The sequence below is a fragment of the Bifidobacterium sp. M3-N-101 genome (assembly GCF_023656805.1).
Lineage (GTDB): Bacteria > Actinomycetota > Actinomycetes > Actinomycetales > Bifidobacteriaceae > Bifidobacterium > Bifidobacterium breve.
In genome coordinates this window covers 142,029-163,584 of record NZ_JAMOKQ010000001.1, presented here as the reverse complement: position 1 = coordinate 163,584, position 21,556 = coordinate 142,029, and the positions used below count along the sequence as shown (strand labels likewise).

The 21,556-nt window shown below is 58.6% G+C and carries 18 protein-coding genes and 1 tRNA gene; 16 read left to right on the top strand and 3 right to left on the bottom strand.

The genetic code is table 11. The annotated features are described in order from the left end of the window. Positions 1 to 19 precede the first annotated feature (19 nt). From NBH12_RS00795 to NBH12_RS00775, 5 genes are all read left to right on the top strand, one after another. Positions 20 to 1,303 carry an enolase C-terminal domain-like protein gene (locus NBH12_RS00795; protein ID WP_003829764.1) on the top strand — a complete coding sequence of 428 codons (1,284 nt, stop codon included), beginning with the start codon at positions 20 to 22 and terminating at the stop codon, positions 1,301 to 1,303. 140 nt (positions 1,304 to 1,443) lie between these two features. Continuing rightward, the gene (locus tag NBH12_RS00790) at positions 1,444 to 2,235 is read left to right on the top strand and encodes an SDR family oxidoreductase (protein WP_013141362.1); all 792 of its coding nucleotides are present in this window, start codon (positions 1,444 to 1,446) and stop codon (positions 2,233 to 2,235) included. A 189-nt stretch (positions 2,236 to 2,424) separates the two neighbouring features. Further along, complete coding sequence (locus NBH12_RS00785; RefSeq protein WP_051317564.1) at positions 2,425 to 3,687, top strand: MFS transporter; 1,263 nt, start codon at positions 2,425 to 2,427, stop codon at positions 3,685 to 3,687. A 1-nt stretch (position 3,688) separates the two neighbouring features. Then, a complete protein-coding gene (locus NBH12_RS00780) occupies positions 3,689 to 4,456 on the top strand; it encodes an amidohydrolase family protein (protein WP_021649966.1) in 768 nt (255 codons plus the stop codon). A gap of 110 nt (positions 4,457 to 4,566) precedes the next feature. Further along, positions 4,567 to 5,460, top strand: coding sequence for a dihydrodipicolinate synthase family protein (locus NBH12_RS00775; protein WP_077149653.1), 894 nt, complete (start codon positions 4,567 to 4,569; stop codon positions 5,458 to 5,460). A gap of 75 nt (positions 5,461 to 5,535) precedes the next feature. On the opposite strand, the gene NBH12_RS00770 is transcribed toward NBH12_RS00775, so the two are convergent. After that, complete coding sequence (locus NBH12_RS00770) at positions 5,536 to 6,480, bottom strand: AEC family transporter (RefSeq protein ID WP_014484327.1); 945 nt, start codon at positions 6,478 to 6,480, stop codon at positions 5,536 to 5,538. Between the two features lie 105 nt (positions 6,481 to 6,585). Between NBH12_RS00770 and dapE the strand changes: the two genes are divergently transcribed. The 6 genes from dapE (at position 6,586) to proB (ending at position 15,018) form a co-directional block, all read left to right on the top strand. After that, positions 6,586 to 7,791: a succinyl-diaminopimelate desuccinylase gene (dapE, locus tag NBH12_RS00765; protein ID WP_025222175.1), complete on the top strand. Its 1,206-nt coding sequence runs from the start codon at positions 6,586 to 6,588 to the stop codon at positions 7,789 to 7,791. 418 nt (positions 7,792 to 8,209) lie between these two features. Beyond that, positions 8,210 to 11,251: an Rne/Rng family ribonuclease gene (locus tag NBH12_RS00760; protein ID WP_250819057.1), complete on the top strand. Its 3,042-nt coding sequence runs from the start codon at positions 8,210 to 8,212 to the stop codon at positions 11,249 to 11,251. Between the two features lie 186 nt (positions 11,252 to 11,437). Beyond that, positions 11,438 to 11,746, top strand: a complete 309-nt coding sequence (rplU, locus tag NBH12_RS00755; protein ID WP_014484324.1) for a 50S ribosomal protein L21 — start codon at positions 11,438 to 11,440, stop codon at positions 11,744 to 11,746. Positions 11,747 to 11,768: 22 nt separating this feature from the next. After that, a complete protein-coding gene (gene rpmA / locus NBH12_RS00750) occupies positions 11,769 to 12,020 on the top strand; it encodes a 50S ribosomal protein L27 (protein WP_003829776.1) in 252 nt (83 codons plus the stop codon). Positions 12,021 to 12,086: 66 nt separating this feature from the next. Further along, positions 12,087 to 13,778, top strand: a complete 1,692-nt coding sequence (gene obgE / locus NBH12_RS00745) for a GTPase ObgE (protein ID WP_250819056.1) — start codon at positions 12,087 to 12,089, stop codon at positions 13,776 to 13,778. Positions 13,779 to 13,884: 106 nt separating this feature from the next. Beyond that, positions 13,885 to 15,018: a glutamate 5-kinase gene (gene proB / locus NBH12_RS00740; protein ID WP_065452741.1), complete on the top strand. Its 1,134-nt coding sequence runs from the start codon at positions 13,885 to 13,887 to the stop codon at positions 15,016 to 15,018. Positions 15,019 to 15,095: 77 nt separating this feature from the next. On the opposite strand, the gene NBH12_RS00735 is transcribed toward proB, so the two are convergent. Then, positions 15,096 to 16,358, bottom strand: coding sequence for a polysaccharide deacetylase family protein (locus tag NBH12_RS00735; RefSeq protein ID WP_025222171.1), 1,263 nt, complete (start codon positions 16,356 to 16,358; stop codon positions 15,096 to 15,098). A gap of 141 nt (positions 16,359 to 16,499) precedes the next feature. Here NBH12_RS00735 and NBH12_RS00730 point away from each other — a divergent pair, with 141 nt between their 5' ends. The 4 genes from NBH12_RS00730 (at position 16,500) to nusG (ending at position 19,122) form a co-directional block, all read left to right on the top strand. Next, positions 16,500 to 17,705, top strand: coding sequence for a pyridoxal phosphate-dependent aminotransferase (locus tag NBH12_RS00730; RefSeq protein ID WP_065454325.1), 1,206 nt, complete (start codon positions 16,500 to 16,502; stop codon positions 17,703 to 17,705). A 214-nt stretch (positions 17,706 to 17,919) separates the two neighbouring features. Next, positions 17,920 to 17,995: transfer RNA gene (locus NBH12_RS00725), tRNA-Trp, on the top strand. A 39-nt stretch (positions 17,996 to 18,034) separates the two neighbouring features. Then, on the top strand, positions 18,035 to 18,262 hold the full coding sequence (gene secE, locus NBH12_RS00720) for a preprotein translocase subunit SecE (protein WP_065454324.1): 228 nt from the start codon (positions 18,035 to 18,037) through the stop codon (positions 18,260 to 18,262). A 32-nt stretch (positions 18,263 to 18,294) separates the two neighbouring features. Continuing rightward, positions 18,295 to 19,122 (top strand): transcription termination/antitermination protein NusG, encoded by an 828-nt coding sequence (nusG, locus tag NBH12_RS00715; protein WP_250819055.1) that lies wholly within the window; start codon positions 18,295 to 18,297, stop codon positions 19,120 to 19,122. Positions 19,123 to 19,551: 429 nt separating this feature from the next. Here the strand turns inward: nusG and NBH12_RS00710 are convergent, their stop codons facing one another. Then, positions 19,552 to 20,505: a hypothetical protein gene (locus NBH12_RS00710; protein WP_250819054.1), complete on the bottom strand. Its 954-nt coding sequence runs from the start codon at positions 20,503 to 20,505 to the stop codon at positions 19,552 to 19,554. 616 nt (positions 20,506 to 21,121) lie between these two features. Between NBH12_RS00710 and rplK the strand changes: the two genes are divergently transcribed. Next, positions 21,122 to 21,553, top strand: a complete 432-nt coding sequence (gene rplK / locus NBH12_RS00705) for a 50S ribosomal protein L11 (RefSeq protein ID WP_003829785.1) — start codon at positions 21,122 to 21,124, stop codon at positions 21,551 to 21,553. The last annotated feature ends 3 nt before the right edge of the window (positions 21,554 to 21,556 follow it).

Genomic DNA, 21,556 nt, shown 5'->3' with positions numbered 1-21,556 from the left:
GGCGAAGGAGCCCGAACACATGAGTACCATCACCAAAGTCAAGACGTATGACTTCCGATTCCCCACTTCAACGACGCTTTCCGGCTCGGATGCAATGAACCCCGATCCGGATTATTCCTCTGCGTACGTGGAGATTTCCACCAGCGCCGACGACGGCATCACGGGTGTGGGATTCGTGTTCACCATCGGCCGTGGCAACGACGTGGTTTGCAAGGCCATCGAATCGATGTCGCAGGTGCTGATTGGGCGCAACACCGAGGAACTGCTCGACAACATGCGCATTGCATGGGACCTGTTCGTGCATGATTCCCAGCTGCGTTGGCTTGGCCCTGAAAAGGGCGTGGAGCATATGGCCATCGGCGCGGTGCTCTCCGCGTTGTGGGATATCAAGGCCAAGCGTGCGGGCAAGCCGTTGTGGCTGCTGCTGGGCGAGATGGAGCCGGAGGAGCTGGTCTCCACGCTCGATTTCCGCTACATGACCGACGCCCTGCGCCCTGAGGAAGCCGTTGCGATTCTCAAAGAGGGTCAGAAGGGCAAGGCCGAGCGTATCAAGCATCTGCTGGAGGTCGGTTACCCCGGCTATTCAACCGCTCCCGGTTGGCTCGGCTACTCGGATGAGAAGATGGTGGCCCTCGCCAAGGAGGAGACCCAGGTCAAGGGCTTCAAGCAGATTAAGCTTAAGGTCGGCCAGAATATCAATGACGATCTGCGCCGCTTGTCCAAGGCCCGTGAGGCCATCGGCCCCGACGTGCGCCTCGCCGTGGACGCCAATCAGGTGTGGGATGTTCCCACCGCCATCGACTGGATCAACAAGTTCCACGACTTCGATCTGGCGTGGGTCGAGGAGCCGACCAGCCCGGATGACGTGATTGGCCACGCCACGATTGCGCGCGCCATCAATCCCATCAAGGTCGCCACCGGCGAACAGATGCAGAGCCGCATCCTGTACAAGCAGTACCTGCAGGCCAACGCCTTCGGCATCATGCAGATTGACGCCACCCGAGTGGCCGGTCCGCAGGAGATCGTGCTCGAATACCTGCTGGCAAAGAAGTTCAACAAGCCCGTCTGCCCGCACGCCGGCGGCGTGGGTCTGTGCGAGGCCGTGTGTCACTTCGCGATGTTCGATTATGTGGCGGTATCCGGCACGATGGATGGCCGAATGATTGAATATGTCGATAATCAGCACGAACATTTCGTTCATCCGACTGAGATCAAGGACGGCAACTACGTCGCTCCGACCGCTCCGGGCAACGGTACCGAAATGACGCTGGAGACGGCCGAGAAGTACCTGTATCGCTGCTGACCGCAATTGGAAATTCATAACTGAACAACACAACTCAACACAACAACACACAACCACTCCGGCTGGGGCGCCGAAGCCCCGGCCGGGCGTGACATGGAACACCCATGAAACGCAGAATAAGGATGGACGAAGGAGTTCCCATGGATCTGCATCTCGAAGGCAAAGTCATCATCATCACCGGCGGTTTCAAAGGCATCGGCAAAGGCATCACGCTGCAACTGGCCCAGGAGGGGGCCATCCCGGTGGTGATTAATCGACCCGACAGCGCTCTCGACGAGTTCAAGAAGGATATCGAGCAGTACACCACCACCTATGATGTGCACTTGCTTGACCTCAACGACACCGACAAGATCGCCGGCGTCGTCGAAGCAACATACAAGAAGTACGGCCATATCGATGGCATTGTGAATAACGCCGGAAAGAACGACAACAAGGATCTCGAGACCACTACTTGGCGTGAGTTCGAGGAATCGCTTCACGGCAACCTGACTCACTATTACGAGCTGGTCCACGCGGCCGTGCCGTATCTCAAGGAAAGCCGCGGATCCATCGTGAACATCTCGTCCAAGACCGCGCTTACCGGCCAAGGCAAGACCAGCGCCTATGCGGCCGCCAAGGGCGCGATCCTGGGCCTGACCCGTGAATGGGCCGCCGCATTGGTGCACGATAGCGTGCGTGTCAACGCCATAGTCGTCTCCGAGTGCTGGACCCCGCTCTATGCCGATTGGATCAAGACCTTTGGCGATGAAGCGGCCCAGCAGGCGCGCCTGTCGGTGATCACCGACAAGATTCCGCTGGAACATCGTATGACCACCACCGAAGAGATCGGTAATGAAGCGGCATTCCTGCTCTCCGACCGCTCCAGCCACACCACCGGTCAGTGGGTGTACGTCGATGGCGGCTATGTCCACCTTGACCGTGCGCTGAGCTGACAAGCAGCCCTTTCCCGAATATTCGCGCGGCAATTCCGGAGCTTTGATCATTGCTCCATCCGTACGCCGTATCCGCGTATGCCGCCCGTATCACCCGCGCCCTGGGTCATCCGTTTACCAACATGGCCCAGGGTGGTCCACTTCTCGCTAGGCAATATCGGGGAAACTCGTATCACTAAGGAGTCAATGATGACATCCAAAAACACAACCGGTTCCAAGGCGACCATCGCCATTGTGCTGGTGACCTCACTGTTCTTTATCTGGGGTTTGACCATGAACCTCGTGAACGCGTTGAACTCGCCGTTCGCAAACTACATAGAACTCAGCAGCGCCGAAGCGTCATTACTGCAGGTGGCCTATTACGGCGCATACTTCGTCATGGCCATTCCGGCCGGCTTGATCGCCAAGCGTTTCGGTTATAAGGGCGGCGTCATCTCCGGTCTGCTCCTGTTCGCTCTGGGCGCGTTCATGGTGATCCCTGCCACCAGCATGGCCAGCTACGGCCTGTTCCTGTTCGCCATGTTCGTTATCGCGCTCGGCGCGGCATCGCTGGAGACCAACTGCAATCCGTATATCACCAAGCTGGGTGATGAAAAGGGCGAATCGTTCCGTATCAACATGGCGCAGAGTTTCAACGGCGTCGGCAACATCGTTGGCCCGCTGATTCTTGGCCAGATTCTCGGCACCACCGTCGCATCAGGCGAGTCCGGCTTCGACGCCGCTAAGACGCAGTTCCTGAATGATACCCGCACGATATACATTGTGATCGGCGTTGTGCTGGTCGTGGTGCTCGCCGTGTTCGCGCTGTTCAAGCTGCCCACGCCTCCGGGAGACGAAGAGGAGGCCGCGGGCGGCGCCTCCTCCGAGAACAGCTCCTTCTTCGGCCTGCTCAAGCGCCCGCACTTCGCATTGGGCGTGCTTGCCGAGTTCATTTTCATCGGCCTGCAAGTGGCCGGCATGGCGGTCTTCTCCGCCTACGCGCTCAAGCACTGGGGCGCGGGCGTCACAGCCGGCACCGCAGCGATGATGCTTTCCGTGCTTTCCCTGCTGTTCACCATCGGACGCTTCGCCACCACCCCATTGATGGCCAAATTCGATCCCGCGAAGATTCTTGGCGTATACATGACCATTTCAGCCGTGCTGATGTTCGTGGTATTCCTTGGCCTGGGCAAGGTCTCCGTCATCGCGTTCATGGTGGCGTATCTGTTCATTTCCATCGGATACCCGACCATATTCTCCCTGACGCTGAAAGGTATCAAGGGTTCCGCGGCGAAGACCGGTTCCTCGGCTTTGGTGATGAGCATTGTGGGCGCCGCGTTGATTCCGCTGCTGCTCGGTGTGATTCAGGATGCGGCAGGCATCGAGATCGCCATCCTGGTGATGGTCCCGGGCTTCCTGTTCGTGGCATGGTACGCATTCTGGGGTTCCAAGATCGGTCTGAAGGAGGCCTGACATGACACTCAACGTAATCGATTCCCACTTCCATATCTGGGATCCGGATGCGCAGGATTTGCCATGGCTGGCAGGATTGCCCTCGCTGCAACACAAGTACACGATTGAAGACCTAGCCGCACAGTACGCCAAGTTTGGCGTGAACTTCCTCGGCGGCGTATATGTGGAGGTCGACGCGGCCGATCACGAGCTCGAGGACCGGTTGTTGTACGAGAATGCCAGCCCTCTGATCCTGAAGCGCATGCTGCAGGGGCGGATAAGCCCATGGATGCGTGTTCCGATCAACGCCGATGGCATCAGGGAGCCGTTGCATGTGGATTCCGAGCCACGGGGCCGAGCCCTCGAACCCGAATTCATCGCCGGCCTACGTGTGATGGCCGTCAAGGGAATGCCTTTTGAGCTGTGCAACCGGGGCCCGGAGTTGGGCGACATGGCCAAGGCGTTCTCGCAGGTTCCTGAAGTGACGGTCATCATCGATCATCTCGGCAACGTGCCCGGGCTTGATGAGGAATCGTGCGCCGCGCTCGCAGCGTTGGCCGAACTGCCGAATTCGTATATCAAGGTTTCCGGCGACAACCCGGTGGACCCGGACATCGTGAAATACGTGCGGGACACATTCGGCCCGAAGAAGGTGCTGTACAGCTCCAACTGGCCGGTCGTGGAACTCAACTCGACCTTTGCCACGCACTTCCAACTCATGCTGGACACGTTCGGCGAGGACGAGGACTTCTTCGAAAACAACGCCCGCCGCGCTTACAACATCGACTAAACCCAAGCCCCCTCTGATGAGGGGGCTATCGTCCGCAGGACGACTGGGGAGAGGCCGCAAACCCGGTGCCGCTTGTGCGGCACCCCTATTCCGTAACGAAAGGAACAATCATGACAAGCAGCGCCGAATTCTCGGGCATCATCTGTCCATCCATCACCATCACCAAGGACGACGGTGACATCGACTATGAACGTTGGGGGCAGCATCTCGATCATCTGATCGAGGCCGGTATCAACGGCGTGCTGGTGTTTGGCAGCATCGGCGAGTTCTATGCCTTCCCTCTGGACGTCAAGAAGCAGGCGGTCGACTTCGTGGCCAAGCATGTCGCCGGGCGCATCAAGGTGTTCGCGGGCGTGGGCGATACCAACTTGAACAATGTGATCGACTTCGCGCGGGCAGTCGAAGCAAGTGGAGTGGATGCGCTCGTGGTCGTTTCGCCGTATTACTTCGGCCCTACTGCGGGAGGCGCGAAGGCGTACTTCGGCGCGGTCGCTGAAGCGACGAATCTTCCGGTGATCCTCTATAATTTCCCACCGCGCACCGGCAGCGACTTGACCCCGGAGCTCGTGGCCGAGCTTGCCGCCGCGCACCCGAACATCGTCGGCATCAAGGACACGGTCGACACAATCAGCCACACCCGCAAGGTGATTCGCGCGGTCAAGGCCGTGAATCCACGGTTTGCGGTGTTCTCCGGTTTCGACGAGTACTATCTCGTCAACCGCGTCTCCGGCGGCGATGGCGTGATCTGCGGCATGACCAATGTGGAGCCGGAGACCTTCGTTACGCTGCACCGTGCATATGAGGCCGGCGACTATGGCACCGCAATTGAGGCCGCCGAACGCATCAGCCACCTGATGGCGCTGTACGATCAGACCGACCTGTTCATCTCCGCCATCAAGGGTGCGGTCAAGGCCAAGGGACTGAACATTTCCACCCTGATCCGTGAGCCAGCGGTGCAACTCATTGCTCAGCAGTATGAGGCGATTAAGGCGATTCTCAAGTAGCGTATATCTCAGGCTTCCGCGGAATCCTACGGTGGATTTCGCGGAAGTTTTTTTACGGTGATTACAGTTGCCGGCTCAGCTCAGCAGCGCCGCGATGATCGCGATAAACACCGGGCTGGTCATGGTACTCATGAGAATGCCATCGCGCGCGAAAGTGAGGCCCACGTTGTAACGAGCCGCGTAGTTGTAGACGTTCTGGCCGGTGGGCAGGGCGGCGAGCACCACGCAGGCATACAGCTCGGAACCGCGGAAGCCCATCACGAAGTAGGCGAGCAGGAACGCGATGATCGGCATGATCACGTTCTTGAGCACCGCTACGGTGAAGACGGCCGGACGATCGCCCTTCTGTTGCAACGGCTTGGTGCCGTGCAAGGACATGCCGAACGCCATCAGAATCATCGGCACCGCAGAGTCTCCGATCATGTCAATCGGGTCGAAGATGAACTTCGGCACCGGGAACCAGCCGATCTTTGCGGAGATGGCAGAGACCACGATGCCCAGCAGCGAGCCGATAAGCAGCGGCTGATGCAGCGGTTGCTTGGCAATCTCCTTGACGGAGACCTTGCCCTTGGTGGTCACATCAAGCACAGTCAGGCCCACCGGCGTGAAGATGGCCTGCTGCATAACCAGAATCGGTGCCACCAGCGCCGGGTTGCCCAGAATATAGGTGGCAATCGGCAAACCGATGTTGTTGGAGTTCAGATACAGCGAGTTCAATGCGCCGATGGTGGCATCCGGGGCGTTCAGGTGGAAGAACATCTGATTGAGCACCAGGAACGCCACGCCCACTAGCACCGCAGAGAAGAACGCCACGATGATTGATGGATGGAAGATGTCGAAAATCGGTTCCTTGGACAGAATCGCAAACATCAGGCACGGGCTGGACACAAAGAAAGAGAAGCGGTTCAGCACCATCTGAGCGGATGGGCCTCCGATGCGCATTCGAGCGGCGACATATCCCACCGCAATCACGATGCCGATAACGCAGAAGCCTTGCATGGCGCTGATGAGACCTGGCATGTTCCTCCCTTTCGCCACCCTAGTGTGACACATAAATATGTATTCGGCGACAAAATCTCATGTAGTGGGTGAACTGTGCGCTTTGTCACGCGGTACTCTGTACTCATGACGCTTGAATTGAACCGCAACGATTCCACTGCTGAGCAGTTGAACAGTCTGCTCACCCAGATTATGGAGAACTTCTCTGTCTCCGATCATGAAGGCCCGCTCGCCGATGAGGTTGAGGCTTTCCTCAATGAACAGAAGCATCTGACCGTCCGCCGTCACGGCGACACGGTGGTGGCCAGCACCGATTTTGGCAAGTCGAATCGCGTGATTCTGGCCGGTCACCTCGACACCGTGCCGGTAATCGACAACTTCCCTCCGAAGTGGCTTGAACCTGGTGATCCGCTCATTCGCGAGGAAATCTCCCAATCCCATCCCGCAGACCGTGTGCTGTGGGGCCGTGGTGCCACGGATATGAAGGCCTCCGATGCGGTGATGCTGTATCTCGCCGCTACACTTGATGGCCTCACATCGGGAACCACTCCGAAAGTCGACCTCACCTATGTGTTCTACGACCACGAGGAAGTCACCGCCGAAAAGAACGGTCTGCGTAAGGTGGTCGAAACGCACCCCGACTGGATTGCCGGTGATTTTGCCATTATCGGTGAGCCCACCAATAGTGGCATCGAAGGCGGCTGCAACGGCACGATCCGTTTCGATGTGGTCACGCATGGAGTCGCCGCGCACTCTGCCCGCGCCTGGATGGGAGAGAACGCCATCCACAAGGCCGCTGATATTCTGAACCGACTCAATGCTTATGAAACCGCGACTGTGAATGTGGATGGGCTCGACTACCGTGAGGGTCTCAACGCCACATTGATTTCCGGCGGCAAGGGCACGAATGTGATTCCCGACGAATGCCGTGTGCATGTCAACTACCGTTTCGCTCCGGACAAGAACCTGGCTGAGGCCAAGGCGCTGATGATGGGTGCGGATGCGGGTGCTGAACTTGGTAACGGCGAACATGTGGCCACCGGTGGCGTGTTTGAGGGCTATGGCATCGAGATGAAGGATGAGAGTCCTTCTGCACGCCCCGGCCTGAGCGCGCCGCTTGCGCAGGAACTGGTTCGTCTGGTCAAGGAGCGCACTGGTCGCGATCCGCTGGCCAAGCTTGGCTGGACCGATGTGGCACGTTTCTCTCAGCTCGGGATTCCGGCCGTCAACCTCGGTGCCGGAGACCCGTTACTGGCGCATAAGCACGACGAGCAAGTGCCCGAATCTGATTTGACTGCTATGGCCGCAATCCTCGAAGACTGGCTGGTGTGAGATTTTTCGGCTCAGCCTCTTTGAGGGGAGCCGTCACCGTAGGTGACTGAGGGGAGTGCTCGGCGTGAATCCAGGCTCCCCTCAGTCTGCTTCGCAGCCAGCTCCCCTCAGAGAGGGGAGCCAAGATAGGGCTCATCCGTGTGTAAGGGGAGCCAGATAGGTCGTGGTGTGCCAGAGCGCTGGGCGCGCCCGTGCAAAAAGTGTGGCATACTGAAAGACGGTGGTTCTGCATAACCATCAGCGTGTGTAATGGCGTTGATCCCCTTACGGCTCTCGAGAACGAGACAACGTAAGCGCCGGTGTCCGCCGTTCGCAGGACAGACTTGAGACGAAGTTGCCTTTACGCGGCGCAAAGGATTTGCGCGGCCATGGTGAGAGCATGGTGTGAGACGAGCGTACAGGCCTGGATGGCGTCGCGATGCAGCGTGCCGCGAGGAGCATTGTGCCCACTGAGAACCGTGAAGGTTTCGTCGGTGACGAAACCGATAACTCAACCGTATCCAATACTGAATCACAGGCTTCGGGAGCTTCCGAGCCGAACGCCGAAGCATCGCAGCCGACTCGCCGCCGTCGCGGTGGCCGTCGTGTAGTGCGTGGCACCGGTGCTGCCGGCGCATCCCTTGAGCTGCAAGTCCAGGAACACGCCGCCCCGCTGTTTGAGGCACCCGCTTTGCCTGATGCCGATGCATCTGCTTCCACAGGAACTGCCGACAATAACGCCTCCGATGACGAGAAGCGTCCGGCGCGCCGCACCCGTAGCCGCCGCTCTGCCGATAATGCCGATTATGAGGACCGTCCGACTCGGCGTCGTGCTGTGGCTGATGACGATGATGAGCCGCGCCCGGTGCGCCGTCGTCGCGCGGTGTCCGATGATCTCGAGGAAGACGATGAGCGTCCGATTCGCCGTCGTCGCTCTGTGATTGACGATCTCGAAGATGATGATGCGCCGCGTTCATCTCGCCGCCGTACTGCGGTCGACGACTCCGATGAGGATGGCGATCGTCCGGTGCGTCGCCGTCGTTCCACTACGAATGACCGCGATGACCGCGATGACGAGCCCCGCTCGGCCCGTCGTACTCGCAGCCGCCGTTCTTCGGAAGACGCGCGCGAAGAAAACCCCGATGAGCGCGTGCTGGATGTGATTGATGCGCTGCCTGCAGGGCATGAATCCGCCCGTCGTGGCAAGCCGATGACTTCCCTGCTGTTCCAAGAGCCGGTGCTCCCGGACATGCGACGTGATGATCGTGATGATGAGGAAGATGATGGCGAACAGCGTTCCCGCTCTTCTCGTCGCTCCCGCGCCCGTGAGGATGAGGCCGATTACGAGGAACGCCCGTCTCGTTCCCGCCGGTCGAACCGCAGCGATCACGGCGATCATGATGACCGCGATGATCACGATGACCGCGATGACAGCCGCAATAATCGTCGCCGTAATGAGACTCAGGATGATTTCGACGCTGATGACCAGTCCGATTCCCGCCGTTCTCACCGTTCCCGCCGCCTGAACGCCCAGGAGCGCCGTGCTGCCGCCGAAGTCGAGCAGATTGAGGAAGACCTCGAGCTGGATGACATTACGTACTCGCCGATTGCTGAAGAGGAGAACGACGAAGAGTCCGACTCCACTCGCACCCGTTCCCGCCGTCGCCGTCGCCGTGGCTCCCGCAACGAGTCCGGTGCTTCCAACAACGACAGCGAGTCCTCCGAGAACAATGGTGACGATTCCCGTCGCCGTCGCGATGATCGCGATGAGCGCGACCGTGATGATGACGAGGAGCAGACCGTTACCCGCCGTCGCCGTCGCCGCCGCGGAGGCAAGAATGCCGAGAGCGGTGATGAGCAGGACGATCAGCAGCTGACTCGCCGCTCCCGTAAGCAGCAGTACATCGATGAGATCACCGATGTGGAAGGCTCCACCCGTCTTGAGGCCAAGAAACAGCGACGCCGTGACAATCGTCGTGAGCGTAGCCGCCAGAGCCAGCTCATGGAGCAGGATTTCCTCGCACGCCGTGAGAACGTCGATCGCCTCATGGTGGTGCGCGAGAAGGAACATCACACCCAGATTTCCGTGGTGGAAGACAACATCCTGGTCGAGCATTACGTCTCCGACATCCAGGAAGTGCAGACCGTGGGCAACATCTACCTCGGCCGTGTACAGAACGTGCTGCCCAGCATGGAAGCCGCTTTCGTGGACATCGGCCAGGCCCGTAACGGCGTGCTCTACGCCGGTGAGGTCAACTGGGACGCCGCGCGTCTCGAAGGCCAGCCGCGCCGCATCGAGTTGGCGTTCAAGTCCGGCGACCCGGTGCTCGTGCAGGTCACCAAGGATCCGATCGGACACAAGGGAGCCCGCCTGACTTCTCAGGTCACGCTCGCCGGCCGCTTCCTGGTGCTTGTGCCGTCCGGCGGCATGACCGGCGTGAGCCGCAAGCTCTCCGAACGCGAACGTAGCCGGCTCAAGGGCATCGTCTCCAAGATCGCCCCGAAGGATATGGGTGTCATCATCCGTACCGCAGCCGAGGGCGCCTCCGAGGAAGCCATCGTCAAGGATCTTGAGTCTTTGGTTCGCCAGTGGGAGCGCATCAACGCCAAGCGTGAGGAATTCTGGCATGGCAAGCGCCCGAAGCTCCTGCAGGGCGAGCCCGATGTGGCTATCCGTGTGGTGCGCGACATCTTCAACGACGACTTCGGCAAGCTCATCGTCGAAGGCGACAAGGTCTACGACCGTATCGAGGAGTACCTCGACACCATGGCCCCCGACTTGAAGGATAAGCTGGAGAAGTGGGACCCGGCCGAGCATGAGGGCAAGGACGTGTTCGACAAGTGGCAGATCGACTCCCAGCTCAGAAAGGGCATGGAGCGTCAGGTCTACCTGCCGTCTGGTGGTTCGATCGTCATCGACCGCACTGAAGCCATGACCACCATTGATGTGAACACCGGCCGCTTCATCGGCAAGGGCAAGTCCCTTGAGGAGACGGTGACGCGTTGCAATTTGGAGGCCTCTGAGGAAATTGCACGTCAGCTGCGACTGCGCGACATCGGCGGCATGGTGATGATTGACTATGTGGATATGGTCATGCCCGCTAACCGTGACTTGGTGCTGCGCCGTCTAGTCGAATGCCTGGCGCGCGACCGGACCAAGCATCAGGTGGCCGAGGTCACCTCGCTTGGTCTGGTGCAGATGACCCGTAAGCGCATCGGTCAGGGCTTGGTCGAGGCGTTCTCCGAGGAATGCCCGACTTGCAAGGGTCGTGGCTTTATCCTGCACGATCAGCCGACTGTTTCCGCCGACTACGATGACCCGTACGCATTGCGCGGCGGTGATCCGTTCGTCAAGACCAACAAGCATGGTCGAGGCACTGCCCCAGCTCCGGAACCGGCCGGCTCCAGCGCTGATGTCAAGGCCAAACTGGCCCAGATTGCAGCTGCTGCCGTGGCCGCCAACAACACCGAGGAGGAGTAGCATTAGACAAATGTTTCATGCGGGCATACCCTCGGTTGCGAAAAGCCGGGGTGTGTCGTGCTTGACACGCAGATAAAAACCAGTTGCTTTAGTCCGCGTGTAGGTGTAGATTCGAAACTCGGTGTCTGACCGCAGGCTCGGTGCGTGTTGGGCAAGGTAGCTTTCCAAAACATAAAAGGAACGAATATGTACGCGATTGTGAAGGCCGGTGGCCATCAGGAAAAGGTCGAGGTTGGCGACACCATCCTCGTGAACCGTCTCGACGCCAAGAAGGGCGATACCGTGGAGTTTCCGGTTGCTCTCCTGGTCGATGGCGCCAAGGTGACCCTTGCTGCCGCCGATCTGGCCAAGGTGTCCGTCAAGGCTGAGGTTGTGAACGACGAGGCCAAGGGCCCGAAGATCAACATCCAGAAGTACAAGAACAAGACTGGCGTTGCTCGTCGCAAGGGTCACCGTCAGCCGCTGACTATCGTCAAGATCACGGCGATTGCCTGAGTTATAGAAAGGACCATGAATCATGGCACATAAGAAGGGTGCGTCCAGCTCTCGTAACGGTCGCGATTCGTCGCCTCAGTACCTCGGCGTGAAGAAGTTCGGCGGCGAAGCCGTCGTGGCCGGCAACATCATCGTCCGCCAGCGTGGCACCAACTTCCACGCGGGCCAGAACGTCGGCATGGGCAAGGATCACACGCTGTTCGCCCTCGCTGATGGCTCTGTGAAGTTCGGTGTGCGCCGTGACCGCAAGGTCGTCGACGTCATCGCTGCCTGAGCGATATAGCGTTAAGCTTTTCAAGCCGCGCCCGTAAGGACGCGGTTTTTTTGTAAGGTAATCAATATGAGTGATTTTGTGGATCGAGTAACCGTCCATGTCCGTGGCGGCGACGGCGGCAACGGTTCGGCCGGTATTCGTCGCGAGAAGTACAAGCCGTTGGCCGGGCCGAACGGCGGCAATGGTGGCGACGGCGGATCCGTGGTATTCGTGGCCGACCGCAACGCCACCAGCCTGCTTGACTATCGGTTCATGCCACATCGCACTGCCGGTAACGGCACGATGGGTCTGGGTGACAACAAGGATGGCTCCAAAGGCGAGGATCTGATCCTCCCCGTGCCGTGCGGCACTGTGGTGTTTGAAGCGCGCGGCGAGCAGGGCAAGACCAAACATCCTGGCGAGCAGCTTGCCGATTTGCGCCATGAGGGCGACCGCGTTGTCGTTGCGCAAGGTGGTGCCGGTGGTTTGGGCAACATCGCACTGGCCAACAAGACCCGTCGTGCTCCTGGATTCGCCCTGCTTGGCGAACTGGGTGAAGAGCGCGATGTGATTCTGGAGCTCAAGTCCATCGCCGATGTGGCGTTGGTGGGCTTCCCATCCGCCGGCAAATCGTCCCTGATTGCGGCGATGAGTGCCGCCAAGCCGAAGATCGCCGACTACCCGTTCACCACGCTGGTGCCGAACCTCGGCGTTGTTATCGCCGGCGATTCCCGGTACACCATCGCCGACGTGCCCGGCCTGATTCCGGGTGCGTCAGAAGGCAAGGGGCTGGGTCTGGAATTCCTGCGCCATATCGAGCGCACGGAGATCATCGCCCATGTGATTGATTGCGCCACGCTGGAGCCTGATCGCGACCCGATGTCCGACTATCAGGCGCTGGAAAACGAGCTTGCGCTCTACGCCGACAAGCTGGAGTTGCCGCTGGGTGCGATTCCGATTCCCGAGCGTCCGCGTATCGTTATCCTGAACAAGATCGATGTGCCCGAGGCCAAGGAATTGGCTGAATTTGTGCGTCCGGAGTTCGAGAAGCTCGGTCTCAAGGTGTTTGAGATCTCCACTGCATCCCATGAGGGATTGAAGGAACTGAACTTCGCCCTGTCTGAGCTGGTGCATGAGATGCGCGAGGAAGTGGCCAGCCGTGAGGAGGCCGAAGAAGAAGCCCGCGTGGTCATCAAGCCTCTTGAAAGGACCGGTCGTCGTCCTCGCCGCGCTGACGAGGGCGGCAACGCACTCGACTTCACCGTGGAACGCCGTGAGCTCGGCAACGGCGAGGTGTTCTACGAGGTTCGTGGTGCCAAGCCGGAGCGTTGGGTCATGCAGATCAACTTCGACAACGACGAGGCCGTGGGCTATCTGGCCGATCGATTGGCCAAGCTCGGCGTGGAAGACGAACTGCGCCGCAAAGGTGCCCGTCCAGGCGATGAGATCCGCATCGGCCGAGGCGATCGCATGGTGGAATTCGACTGGGATCCGACCATCTCCGCCGGTGCCGAAATGCTCGACGGCTCCAACCTTGGTGCACGCGGCAAGGATTTGCGTCTTGAAGAGCAGGATCCGCGCGCTCACCGCCGCTCCAATGCCGAACGTCGTGCCCAGTACCACGAGATGATGGATGCCCGTGCGGCTGTGCGCGATGCGATGATGGCTGAACGCAAGGCCGGCCACTGGGCCGACCCGACCGTCGATGATGATCGCCACGATGAGACCAGCCTGTTTGGTCACGGCGAATCCGCCGACGATAGCGCATCGGAAGAATAATGAAGTTGCTCCCGCCGGCGGGAGCTGTCGAGCACAGCGAGACGGGGGTAGTCCTGGTCGGCTGCAGATTGACAGCTCCACCGTCGGAGGCGGAATTGGAAAACAAATGAGCACACCAAGTCAGGCCGAGGTACGGCGCATGATTGCCGCTGCCGGCACTATCGTCGTCAAGGTCGGATCCAGTTCCCTGACCCAGCCGAGCGGGCACCTCGACCCTGGCAAGCTCGACGCACTTGCCGCCGCATTGGCACAAGTGCGGTTGATGGGCGGCCGTGTGGTGCTGGTCTCTTCCGGTGCTATCGCAGCGGGCTTTGGCCCGTTGGGCTTTGATGAGCGACCGGCTGATGTGGCTACCCAGCAGGCCACTGCCGCCGTGGGACAAGGTCTGTTGATGGCTCGATATGAGGCCGCATTCGGCCGATTCGGTATTCGGGTGGGCCAGATTCTGATTACTGCAGAAGACACGATTCGAGCCACCCAATACCGCAACGTGGAACGAACGTTGGACCGGTTGCTCGATCTGGGCGTGGTGCCGATCATCAATGAGAACGACTCGCTGGCCTCCAACGAGATTCGTTTTGGCGATAACGACCGGCTGTCTGCTTTGGTGGCCAATCTGGTGCGTGCCGAAGCGTTGGTATTGCTCACCGACGTGGATGCGCTGTACACCGCGCCGCCCGCCCAGCCTGGATCGCGCCGCGTGGAATACGTGCCCAATGTGATCGATGCGCTGGGTGATATCCGGGTGTCCGGCTCGGGCTCCAAAGTCGGTACCGGTGGCATGGTTACGAAGCTTGAGGCCGCTCGCGTGGCTGCCGTTTCCGGCATCCCCACTGTGCTGACATGCGCCTCAAACGCAGGCCCCGCAATGATGGGCGACCCGGTGGGCACGGTATTCGCGCCGGTCAAGGCCCGTGGATCTTCACGCCGCCTGTGGATTGGTTTCGCGGCTGAACCGCGCGGCACGATTGTGGTTGATGCGGGTGCGGCCAAGGCCATTCGTGGTGGTCGGGCATCGTTGCTGGCCGCCGGCGCTCTCGATGTGCATGGCGATTTTTCCGCCGGCGATCCTGTATGGATCGATGACGAATCCGGCACGCATCTGGCCCGTGGCCTGGCCGGCTTCGACTCCGAGGAGATTCCGCAGACGCTCGGTCGCAACACGGCCCAGCTCAAGCGATTCCTGGGCGATCAGTACGCGCATCCGCTTGTGCATCGCGACAATCTTGTACTGGTGTAAGCTATTGCGTTCCCTTTGATGGGGGAGCCGTCAAGTACGGTGAGGCAGAGCAACACTTCCTGCATCTATTCGCCACATCACTGAATCGCTGCGATGAACGTGTCCAGCGAACCGGTGCCCTGAATGCGCACACGTGGCAGATTCATAGGATCTGCACCGACATCGGCCCAGCCGTACTGAGTGGTAAACGCCGCCAATGCGCCGGTCTCCCTGACCGCCTCAATCGCGTCTGGCGTGGTATCGCCGAACGGATAGGCAAATGCCTGCAAGGAGCCGGTTACCTGCTCCGACTGCTTGAGATCATCCACAATCTCCTGATGGCTCATTGCGCTGATGCGTCCGCCGTGGCCGACCGTGCCACCGGCGCGGTGCATGTCGAACGAATGCGATTCATACTCAAGATATGGCGTGGCGTAGGTCTTCATCTTGTTCAGTGCCTCGCCGTCGGCCCCGATGACGAACGACGTGGCCGGCACCTTGTACTTGGCCAGCAGAGGGGTGCCGTACTGGAAGAAGTGCGGCTCGCCATCATCGAAAGTCATCACGATGCTGTGCTTGGGCAGGCTGTGCTTGCCATCGATGAATGCGCGGACCTCGGGCCAGGACGGGTAATAGAAATTGTTCTGCGTCAGGTATTGCAGCTGCGGCTCGAGTGACGTGGTCGGAATCCAGTTCGCGTCAACGTCTGCAGGCGGATTCGCCGGGTCGTAGACATAATGGTACATCAGCACGGGAATACCGCCGGTCTGCTTATCCATCGTGTCCACTACTTTGACTGTGCGCGTGGCGGATGCCTCATGGCCGGTCGAATCATGAACCGTGTATTGCACCGTGTAATCGCCGGGAGTGTTCGTGTCTACGGTGCCGGTAGTGACAATGTTGCCGGTCAGTACGCCGTCTTCCGGCTCGATGGCATGCGCGCCGCCCTCCACATACTGCTCGCCTTTAAGCACATAGGTGGTTTCGCTGCCGTTGACACCGATGACGATGTTGCCGGGATCCAACTGCGGCACGGTTTTACGGGTAAGTGATTTATGCGCGGTGGTCGGAAGCTGCTGTTGCGTGGATGGCGCAGACTGCCGGGCGAACCACCCATGCGTAACGACACCGACGGTGATTGCCAAGGCCACTGCCACCACGGCTGCTACCACCACTACAGCGATACGTCGCGTGCGCTGTGCTGCGATTGCGGTAGCGGAACGGTGGCTGGCGTGTTGCCCGTAGTGCAACTGTCTGTCATGAGCGCTATGCGTTTCGGCATTGCGGCTGTACGCCACACGTGGCTCGACCGTGCTGCGGCGAGTCCCACGACTGTCATGGCTTTCGTGATGCTTTGCCATAATCTCTCCTCCGGCACGCTTTCCCAACCTGCTGTGTGCAGCTCCATTGCACCACAGACCCTATGCGGATGTCCAGTTTTGCTGAGACCTGCAACACACTTCCAAACATCGTGCGTTGGGGTTATCGTAAGAGCCATGACTATGGCGCAATGGCAGATTCTTTCCGACCGTATCAACACTGTGGCACCGAGCGCTACGCTCGCCGTGGATTCCAAGGCCAAGGCAATGAAGGCCGCCGGTCTTGACGTTATCGGTTTTGGTGCCGGTGAGCCGAACTTCCCGACTCCCGCGAACGCGGTCAAGGCCGCTGCCGATGCGTGTCTTGATCCGAAGAATTACAAGTATACGCCCACTCCGGGTTTGCCCGAGCTGCGCGAGGCCATCGCGGCCAAGGTGCTGCGCGATTCCGGCTACGAGGTAAGCACCGATCAGGTAGTAGTGACCAACGGCGGTAAGCAGGCCGTGTATGAGGCTTTCCAGATTCTGCTCAACGATGGTGACGAGGTCATCATCCCCACTCCGTACTGGACCAGCTACCCTGAGGCCGTGAAGCTGGCGGATGGCGTGCCGGTGGAGGTATTTGCCGGTGCCGACGTGAACTTTGAGCCGTCGCTGGAGGCGCTTGAGGCTGCCCGCACCGAGCGGACCAAGGCCATCATCGTCAACTCGCCGAACAACCCGACCGGTGCCGTATGGAAGCCGGAAACCGTGGAAGCCATCGGACGTTGGGCTGTTGAGCACCACATCTGGATTATCTCCGATGAGATTTATGAGCACCTGAACTATGACGACGCGCGCACCACATACATCGGTGCTGCCGTGCCGGAATGCCGCGACCAGCTGCTGGTGCTTAACGGTGTGGCCAAGACCTACGCGATGCCTGGCTGGCGTGTCGGCTGGATGGTCGCCCCGGCTGAGGTGGCCAAAGCCGCCACCAAGTTGCAGGGCCATATGACTTCGAATGTGGCCAATATCTCTCAGCGTGCCGCATTGGCCGCCGTATCCGGCCCTCTGGATGAGGTATACGAGATGCGTAAGGCTTTTGATGTGCGTCGCCGTGCGATTGTTGCGGCTCTGAACGACATCGAGGGTGTGTATTGCCCGACTCCGACCGGTGCGTTCTATGCGTTTGCGGATATCACCGCGTTGCTGGGCAAGCCGCTGGGTTCCAACGGCACGGTGTGCGCTACTTCTGCCGATTTTGCCGCCGCTCTGTTGGACGAAGCTCACGTGGCCGCTGTTCCCGGTGAAGCCTTCGGCGCTCCCGGTTACCTGCGCTTCTCTTATGCTCTCGCCGACGACGATCTGGCCGAGGGCATGAAGCGTTTCAAGGACTGGGCGAAGTAAACCGTTCCTTTCCCCTCCGAAGAGGGGAGCGCATCCTGAGGGGAGTTTTGGGCGCGTTGAGCCCGGCTCCCCTTGGTCGTCTTTGGAGGCGATTTTGCAGTTTATCCGACACGCGATTTGCCTTAATCCACCCCAGCCGTTACTATAACAACTTGGCGGTTTCCGCCATGGCGAAGCGTTCTCTACGGAACGCCAGCCAAGGTGAACTTCACCTAGGGAAGTGGCGCAATTGGTAGCGCAACGGTCTCCAAAACCGTAGGTTGTGGGTTCGAGTCCCGCCTTCCCTGCCAAGTTTCTTCAATAATCAAGCAGCTGATGCGAGGTACGGAATGGCTAAGACGAGCACAAACGAAAAGGCAGTCAAGCCGAATGTCTTCATGCGTATTGGTCTGTTTATCAAGCAGATCATCGATGAGCTTCGCAAGGTCGTAACCCCCACTGCCAAGGAACTGTTCTTCTGGTCTCTGGCGGTGTTCATCTTCGTGCTGCTGCTGATGGCTCTCGTTACCGGCATGGACTTCGGTCTGGTCAAGGCCACGCTGGGTATTTTCGGCTGATTTACGCATAACCTGAAGGTGAATGACAACGCATGAGTGATGAACTGAATCTCGAGAATCTCGACGCTGCTCTGGAGAACGTGGATGCGGCGGCCGATGAGGCTCCTGTGGCTGATGCTCCGGCCGAGGCCGTTGAGTCTGCCGAACCTGTTGCCGAAGCTCCTGTGGCTTCCCCTGAAACCGTGGCTGAGTCGGCGGAAGAAGAATCCGAAGTCAACGAGTCCGAGCAGGCTGAGGAAACCGACGCCGGCCAGAAGGCTGTTGATGAGTTCTCCAAGTCGTTGCGCACCCTTGACGGTAAGTGGTACGTGCTGCACACCTACTCCGGCTACGAGAAGCGGGTGAAGACCAACATCGAGTCCCGTGTGGCTTCTTTCGGCATGGAAGATCAGATCTTCCAGGTCGAGGTGCCGATGGAAGAGGTCGAGAAGCACACCGAAAAGGGCAAGAAGGTCATCACCCGCGTGCGTGTTCCTGGCTACGTGCTGATTCGTATGTGGCCGGACGAGAACGCTCGCCGTGTCGTGCGTGAGACCGAAGGCGTGACCGGCTTCGTTGGTCCGTCCAAGGATCCGGCTCCGCTCTCCCGTCAGGAAGTCGTGGCCATGATGGCCCCGATGATTGCCTCCGAAGCGCTCAAGGCCGCCGGCGACAAGCCCGCTGCCGCCAAGAAGCGCAAGGTCGAGGTCTCCTATGCCATGGGTGACCAGGTCACCGTTACCGATGGTCCTTTCGCCACTATGGCCGCTGTCGTTTCCGACGTGGAACCCACCACCCAGAAGCTCACCGTGCTCGTGTCCATCTTCGGTCGCGATACGCCTGTGGAGCTCGGCTTCCACCAGGTGCAGAAGCTCGACTAATAGGTTTAATAGCAAGGTTTAATAGCAAAAGCCCGGCCATCACGGTCGGGCTTTTTGTTGTTGTTAGTCATCGGGCATCTCGTCGCATCGTGACCGTAGTCGCAAACCGTAATTGCAGTCGTAACCGGTAACTTTGTAGTTCCTAGGGCATCCCTTGTTCGTTAGAGACAGGATTTTAGGAGATTATCCCAGTCGTCCTAAATTTCTGTCGCTAAGTGAGTCTTAGTGACAGAAATTTAGGAGATTGGGGTTGGTTTCCTAAATATCTGTCATTGGCTTTGACTCAGTGACAGAATTTTAGGACGAAGCCGCTCTTTTCCTAAATTTCTGTCACTACGAGGACGCAGCATTGTGGAGCATCGCCGGTGTGATGTTGTTCCAGACAAATGTATGGACGGTGCCGTAGTCACCGTATGAGTTTGTCGTTTATTACCGAATTCTGGGTATGCCGATGGCGGTGAGTAGCGCATTCAGTCGTTTAAGATCGGAGACGTCTTCATAGAACAGGTGCTTGATGCTGGTGACTCCTTGCGTTTTGAGATTGGCGTCTCGCTGCCGTTCATACTCAAATTTTGCCATGAGATTAGCACGGCTTGGATTACTGGTGTCCCTGTATTTGGCAATGCCGTCATATTCAACCACGATGATGCGTCCGTCGTGGAGCTTCCAGCAAAAGTCAACACGATACGGCATTTCGGGATTGGCGGGATTATCAAACTCAGTCTGGAATAAAGGCTCGGCGAAGCCAAGCTGCCTGATACGTGCATAGGTCCATGACTCGCCGCCGTTCTCTCGTAAGGGATTAGCGTAACGTAGCAGCCTTTTTACGTTCGTTTCGTTGCAGTCAGTTTGAACGATTAGGGTTTCGACGTCGAGCTTAGTTACATGTTGAAGTCGCAGTGCAGAATCGTAGATGGCTAGAGCTTTATCGAAAGGAAGCGAAGCACAGTCGATCAGTGTTCGTGCCGGTGAGGTAACGAGTATGCCCTGACATCGATATTGTGAACATCTTGCCATGTATATGCGATTCAGTCCGCTTGCCCCACCGCAATTTGCACCTTTTGGCGAGACGATATCCACCGTTCCGTTATGCAGAGAGTATGAGTGTTCGTACTGGTAGACACAGGCGGCGCTCAATCCCGCGAACGTCCATGTCGGGTGGACTTTGGCTAATGCGCGGATGAGATGCATTGACTGTTGCTCAACGTTTAATGATTTCCAATATGACGTGGCTGCAAACAGATTGGGATAAGGAGAGACAACTTCTCCGATCTTTGTCCGCCGTCTCAAGGCGGTGTAGAGTTTGCCTCCATCGCCAATGGCGCAGCGTTGTTCTCGTTGTGCGGTTTGCAATAATGCGGCTACTTCCTTGTGCGTCTTCATTGTTTGAAACTAAACCGGGTGCTCTGGGATATGCAAGCCAGAACGACCTATGTGGTTCCAGCTTCCTGTGGATATGCCAGGGCAAATCATCGGCTGAATATGGTGCGGTGGATGCTTAGCGACAGGATTTTAGGAGATTATCCCAGTCGTCCTAAATTTCTGTCGCTAAGTGAGTCTTAGTGACAGGATTTTAGGAGATTGGGGTTGATTTCCTAAATTTCTGTCACTGGCTTTGACTCAGTGACAGAATTTTAGGACGAAGCCGCTCTTTTCCTAAATTTCTGACGCTGGGGCGGTGCATTGATGTCGTTAGGTGGGTGGCGATTGTGGATGACGCAGTCCGATGATGAGAACAACTGTGGATGATGCTGCCGATGGCGAGAACGGGGGCGGACTTATGGCCAGTTGTTGTCCGGGTGAGACGACATAATGGGAAAGCTTGTGTCTGGAGGGAAGACCCGCTAGCACAGCACAGCAATATAAGTTGCGGGAGGAGACCGACCGCGGCCAAATATTGAGCACAATCGGATACCTAATGAGTCAAGACCGATTGGGCTGAGTAGATGGACACGGACGGCGACCATTTGAACCGCGTTATAGAAAGAAGAACCATATTATGGCTCCCAAGAAGAAAGTCTCGGCGCTGATCAAGCTCCAGATTCAGGCTGGCAAGGCCAACCCGGCCCCGCCGCTGGGCCCGGCTCTGGGTTCCCACGGCGTGAACATCATGGATTTCTGCAAGGCATACAATGCCCAGACGCAGGACAAGATGGGCCAGGTCATCCCTGTCGAGATCACCGTTTACGAGGATCGTTCCTTCACCTTCGTTCTCAAGACCCCGCCGGCTGCAGCTCTGCTGAAGAAGGCTGCTGGCATTGAGAAGGGTACCGAGAACCCGCTGACCCACAAGGTCGGTTCTGTCACCAAGGCGCAGGTTCGCGAAATCGCTGAGACCAAGATGGAAGATCTGTCTGCTCGCGATATCGAAGCCGGCATGAAGATCATCGAGGGCACTGCTCGCTCGATGGGCATCACGGTTACGGACTGATAA

Coding starts and splice junctions, on each gene's coding strand:
- NBH12_RS00795 (WP_003829764.1), top strand. CDS start 20: ATGAGTACCATCACCAAAGTCAAGACGTATGACTTCCGATTCCCCACT.
- NBH12_RS00790 (WP_013141362.1), top strand. CDS start 1,444: ATGGATCTGCATCTCGAAGGCAAAGTCATCATCATCACCGGCGGTTTC.
- NBH12_RS00785 (WP_051317564.1), top strand. CDS start 2,425: ATGACATCCAAAAACACAACCGGTTCCAAGGCGACCATCGCCATTGTG.
- NBH12_RS00780 (WP_021649966.1), top strand. CDS start 3,689: ATGACACTCAACGTAATCGATTCCCACTTCCATATCTGGGATCCGGAT.
- NBH12_RS00775 (WP_077149653.1), top strand. CDS start 4,567: ATGACAAGCAGCGCCGAATTCTCGGGCATCATCTGTCCATCCATCACC.
- NBH12_RS00770 (WP_014484327.1), bottom strand. CDS start 6,480: ATGCCAGGTCTCATCAGCGCCATGCAAGGCTTCTGCGTTATCGGCATC.
- dapE (WP_025222175.1), top strand. CDS start 6,586: ATGACGCTTGAATTGAACCGCAACGATTCCACTGCTGAGCAGTTGAAC.
- NBH12_RS00760 (WP_250819057.1), top strand. CDS start 8,210: ATGCAGCGTGCCGCGAGGAGCATTGTGCCCACTGAGAACCGTGAAGGT.
- rplU (WP_014484324.1), top strand. CDS start 11,438: ATGTACGCGATTGTGAAGGCCGGTGGCCATCAGGAAAAGGTCGAGGTT.
- rpmA (WP_003829776.1), top strand. CDS start 11,769: ATGGCACATAAGAAGGGTGCGTCCAGCTCTCGTAACGGTCGCGATTCG.
- obgE (WP_250819056.1), top strand. CDS start 12,087: ATGAGTGATTTTGTGGATCGAGTAACCGTCCATGTCCGTGGCGGCGAC.
- proB (WP_065452741.1), top strand. CDS start 13,885: ATGAGCACACCAAGTCAGGCCGAGGTACGGCGCATGATTGCCGCTGCC.
- NBH12_RS00735 (WP_025222171.1), bottom strand. CDS start 16,358: ATGGCAAAGCATCACGAAAGCCATGACAGTCGTGGGACTCGCCGCAGC.
- NBH12_RS00730 (WP_065454325.1), top strand. CDS start 16,500: ATGGCGCAATGGCAGATTCTTTCCGACCGTATCAACACTGTGGCACCG.
- secE (WP_065454324.1), top strand. CDS start 18,035: ATGGCTAAGACGAGCACAAACGAAAAGGCAGTCAAGCCGAATGTCTTC.
- nusG (WP_250819055.1), top strand. CDS start 18,295: ATGAGTGATGAACTGAATCTCGAGAATCTCGACGCTGCTCTGGAGAAC.
- NBH12_RS00710 (WP_250819054.1), bottom strand. CDS start 20,505: ATGAAGACGCACAAGGAAGTAGCCGCATTATTGCAAACCGCACAACGA.
- rplK (WP_003829785.1), top strand. CDS start 21,122: ATGGCTCCCAAGAAGAAAGTCTCGGCGCTGATCAAGCTCCAGATTCAG.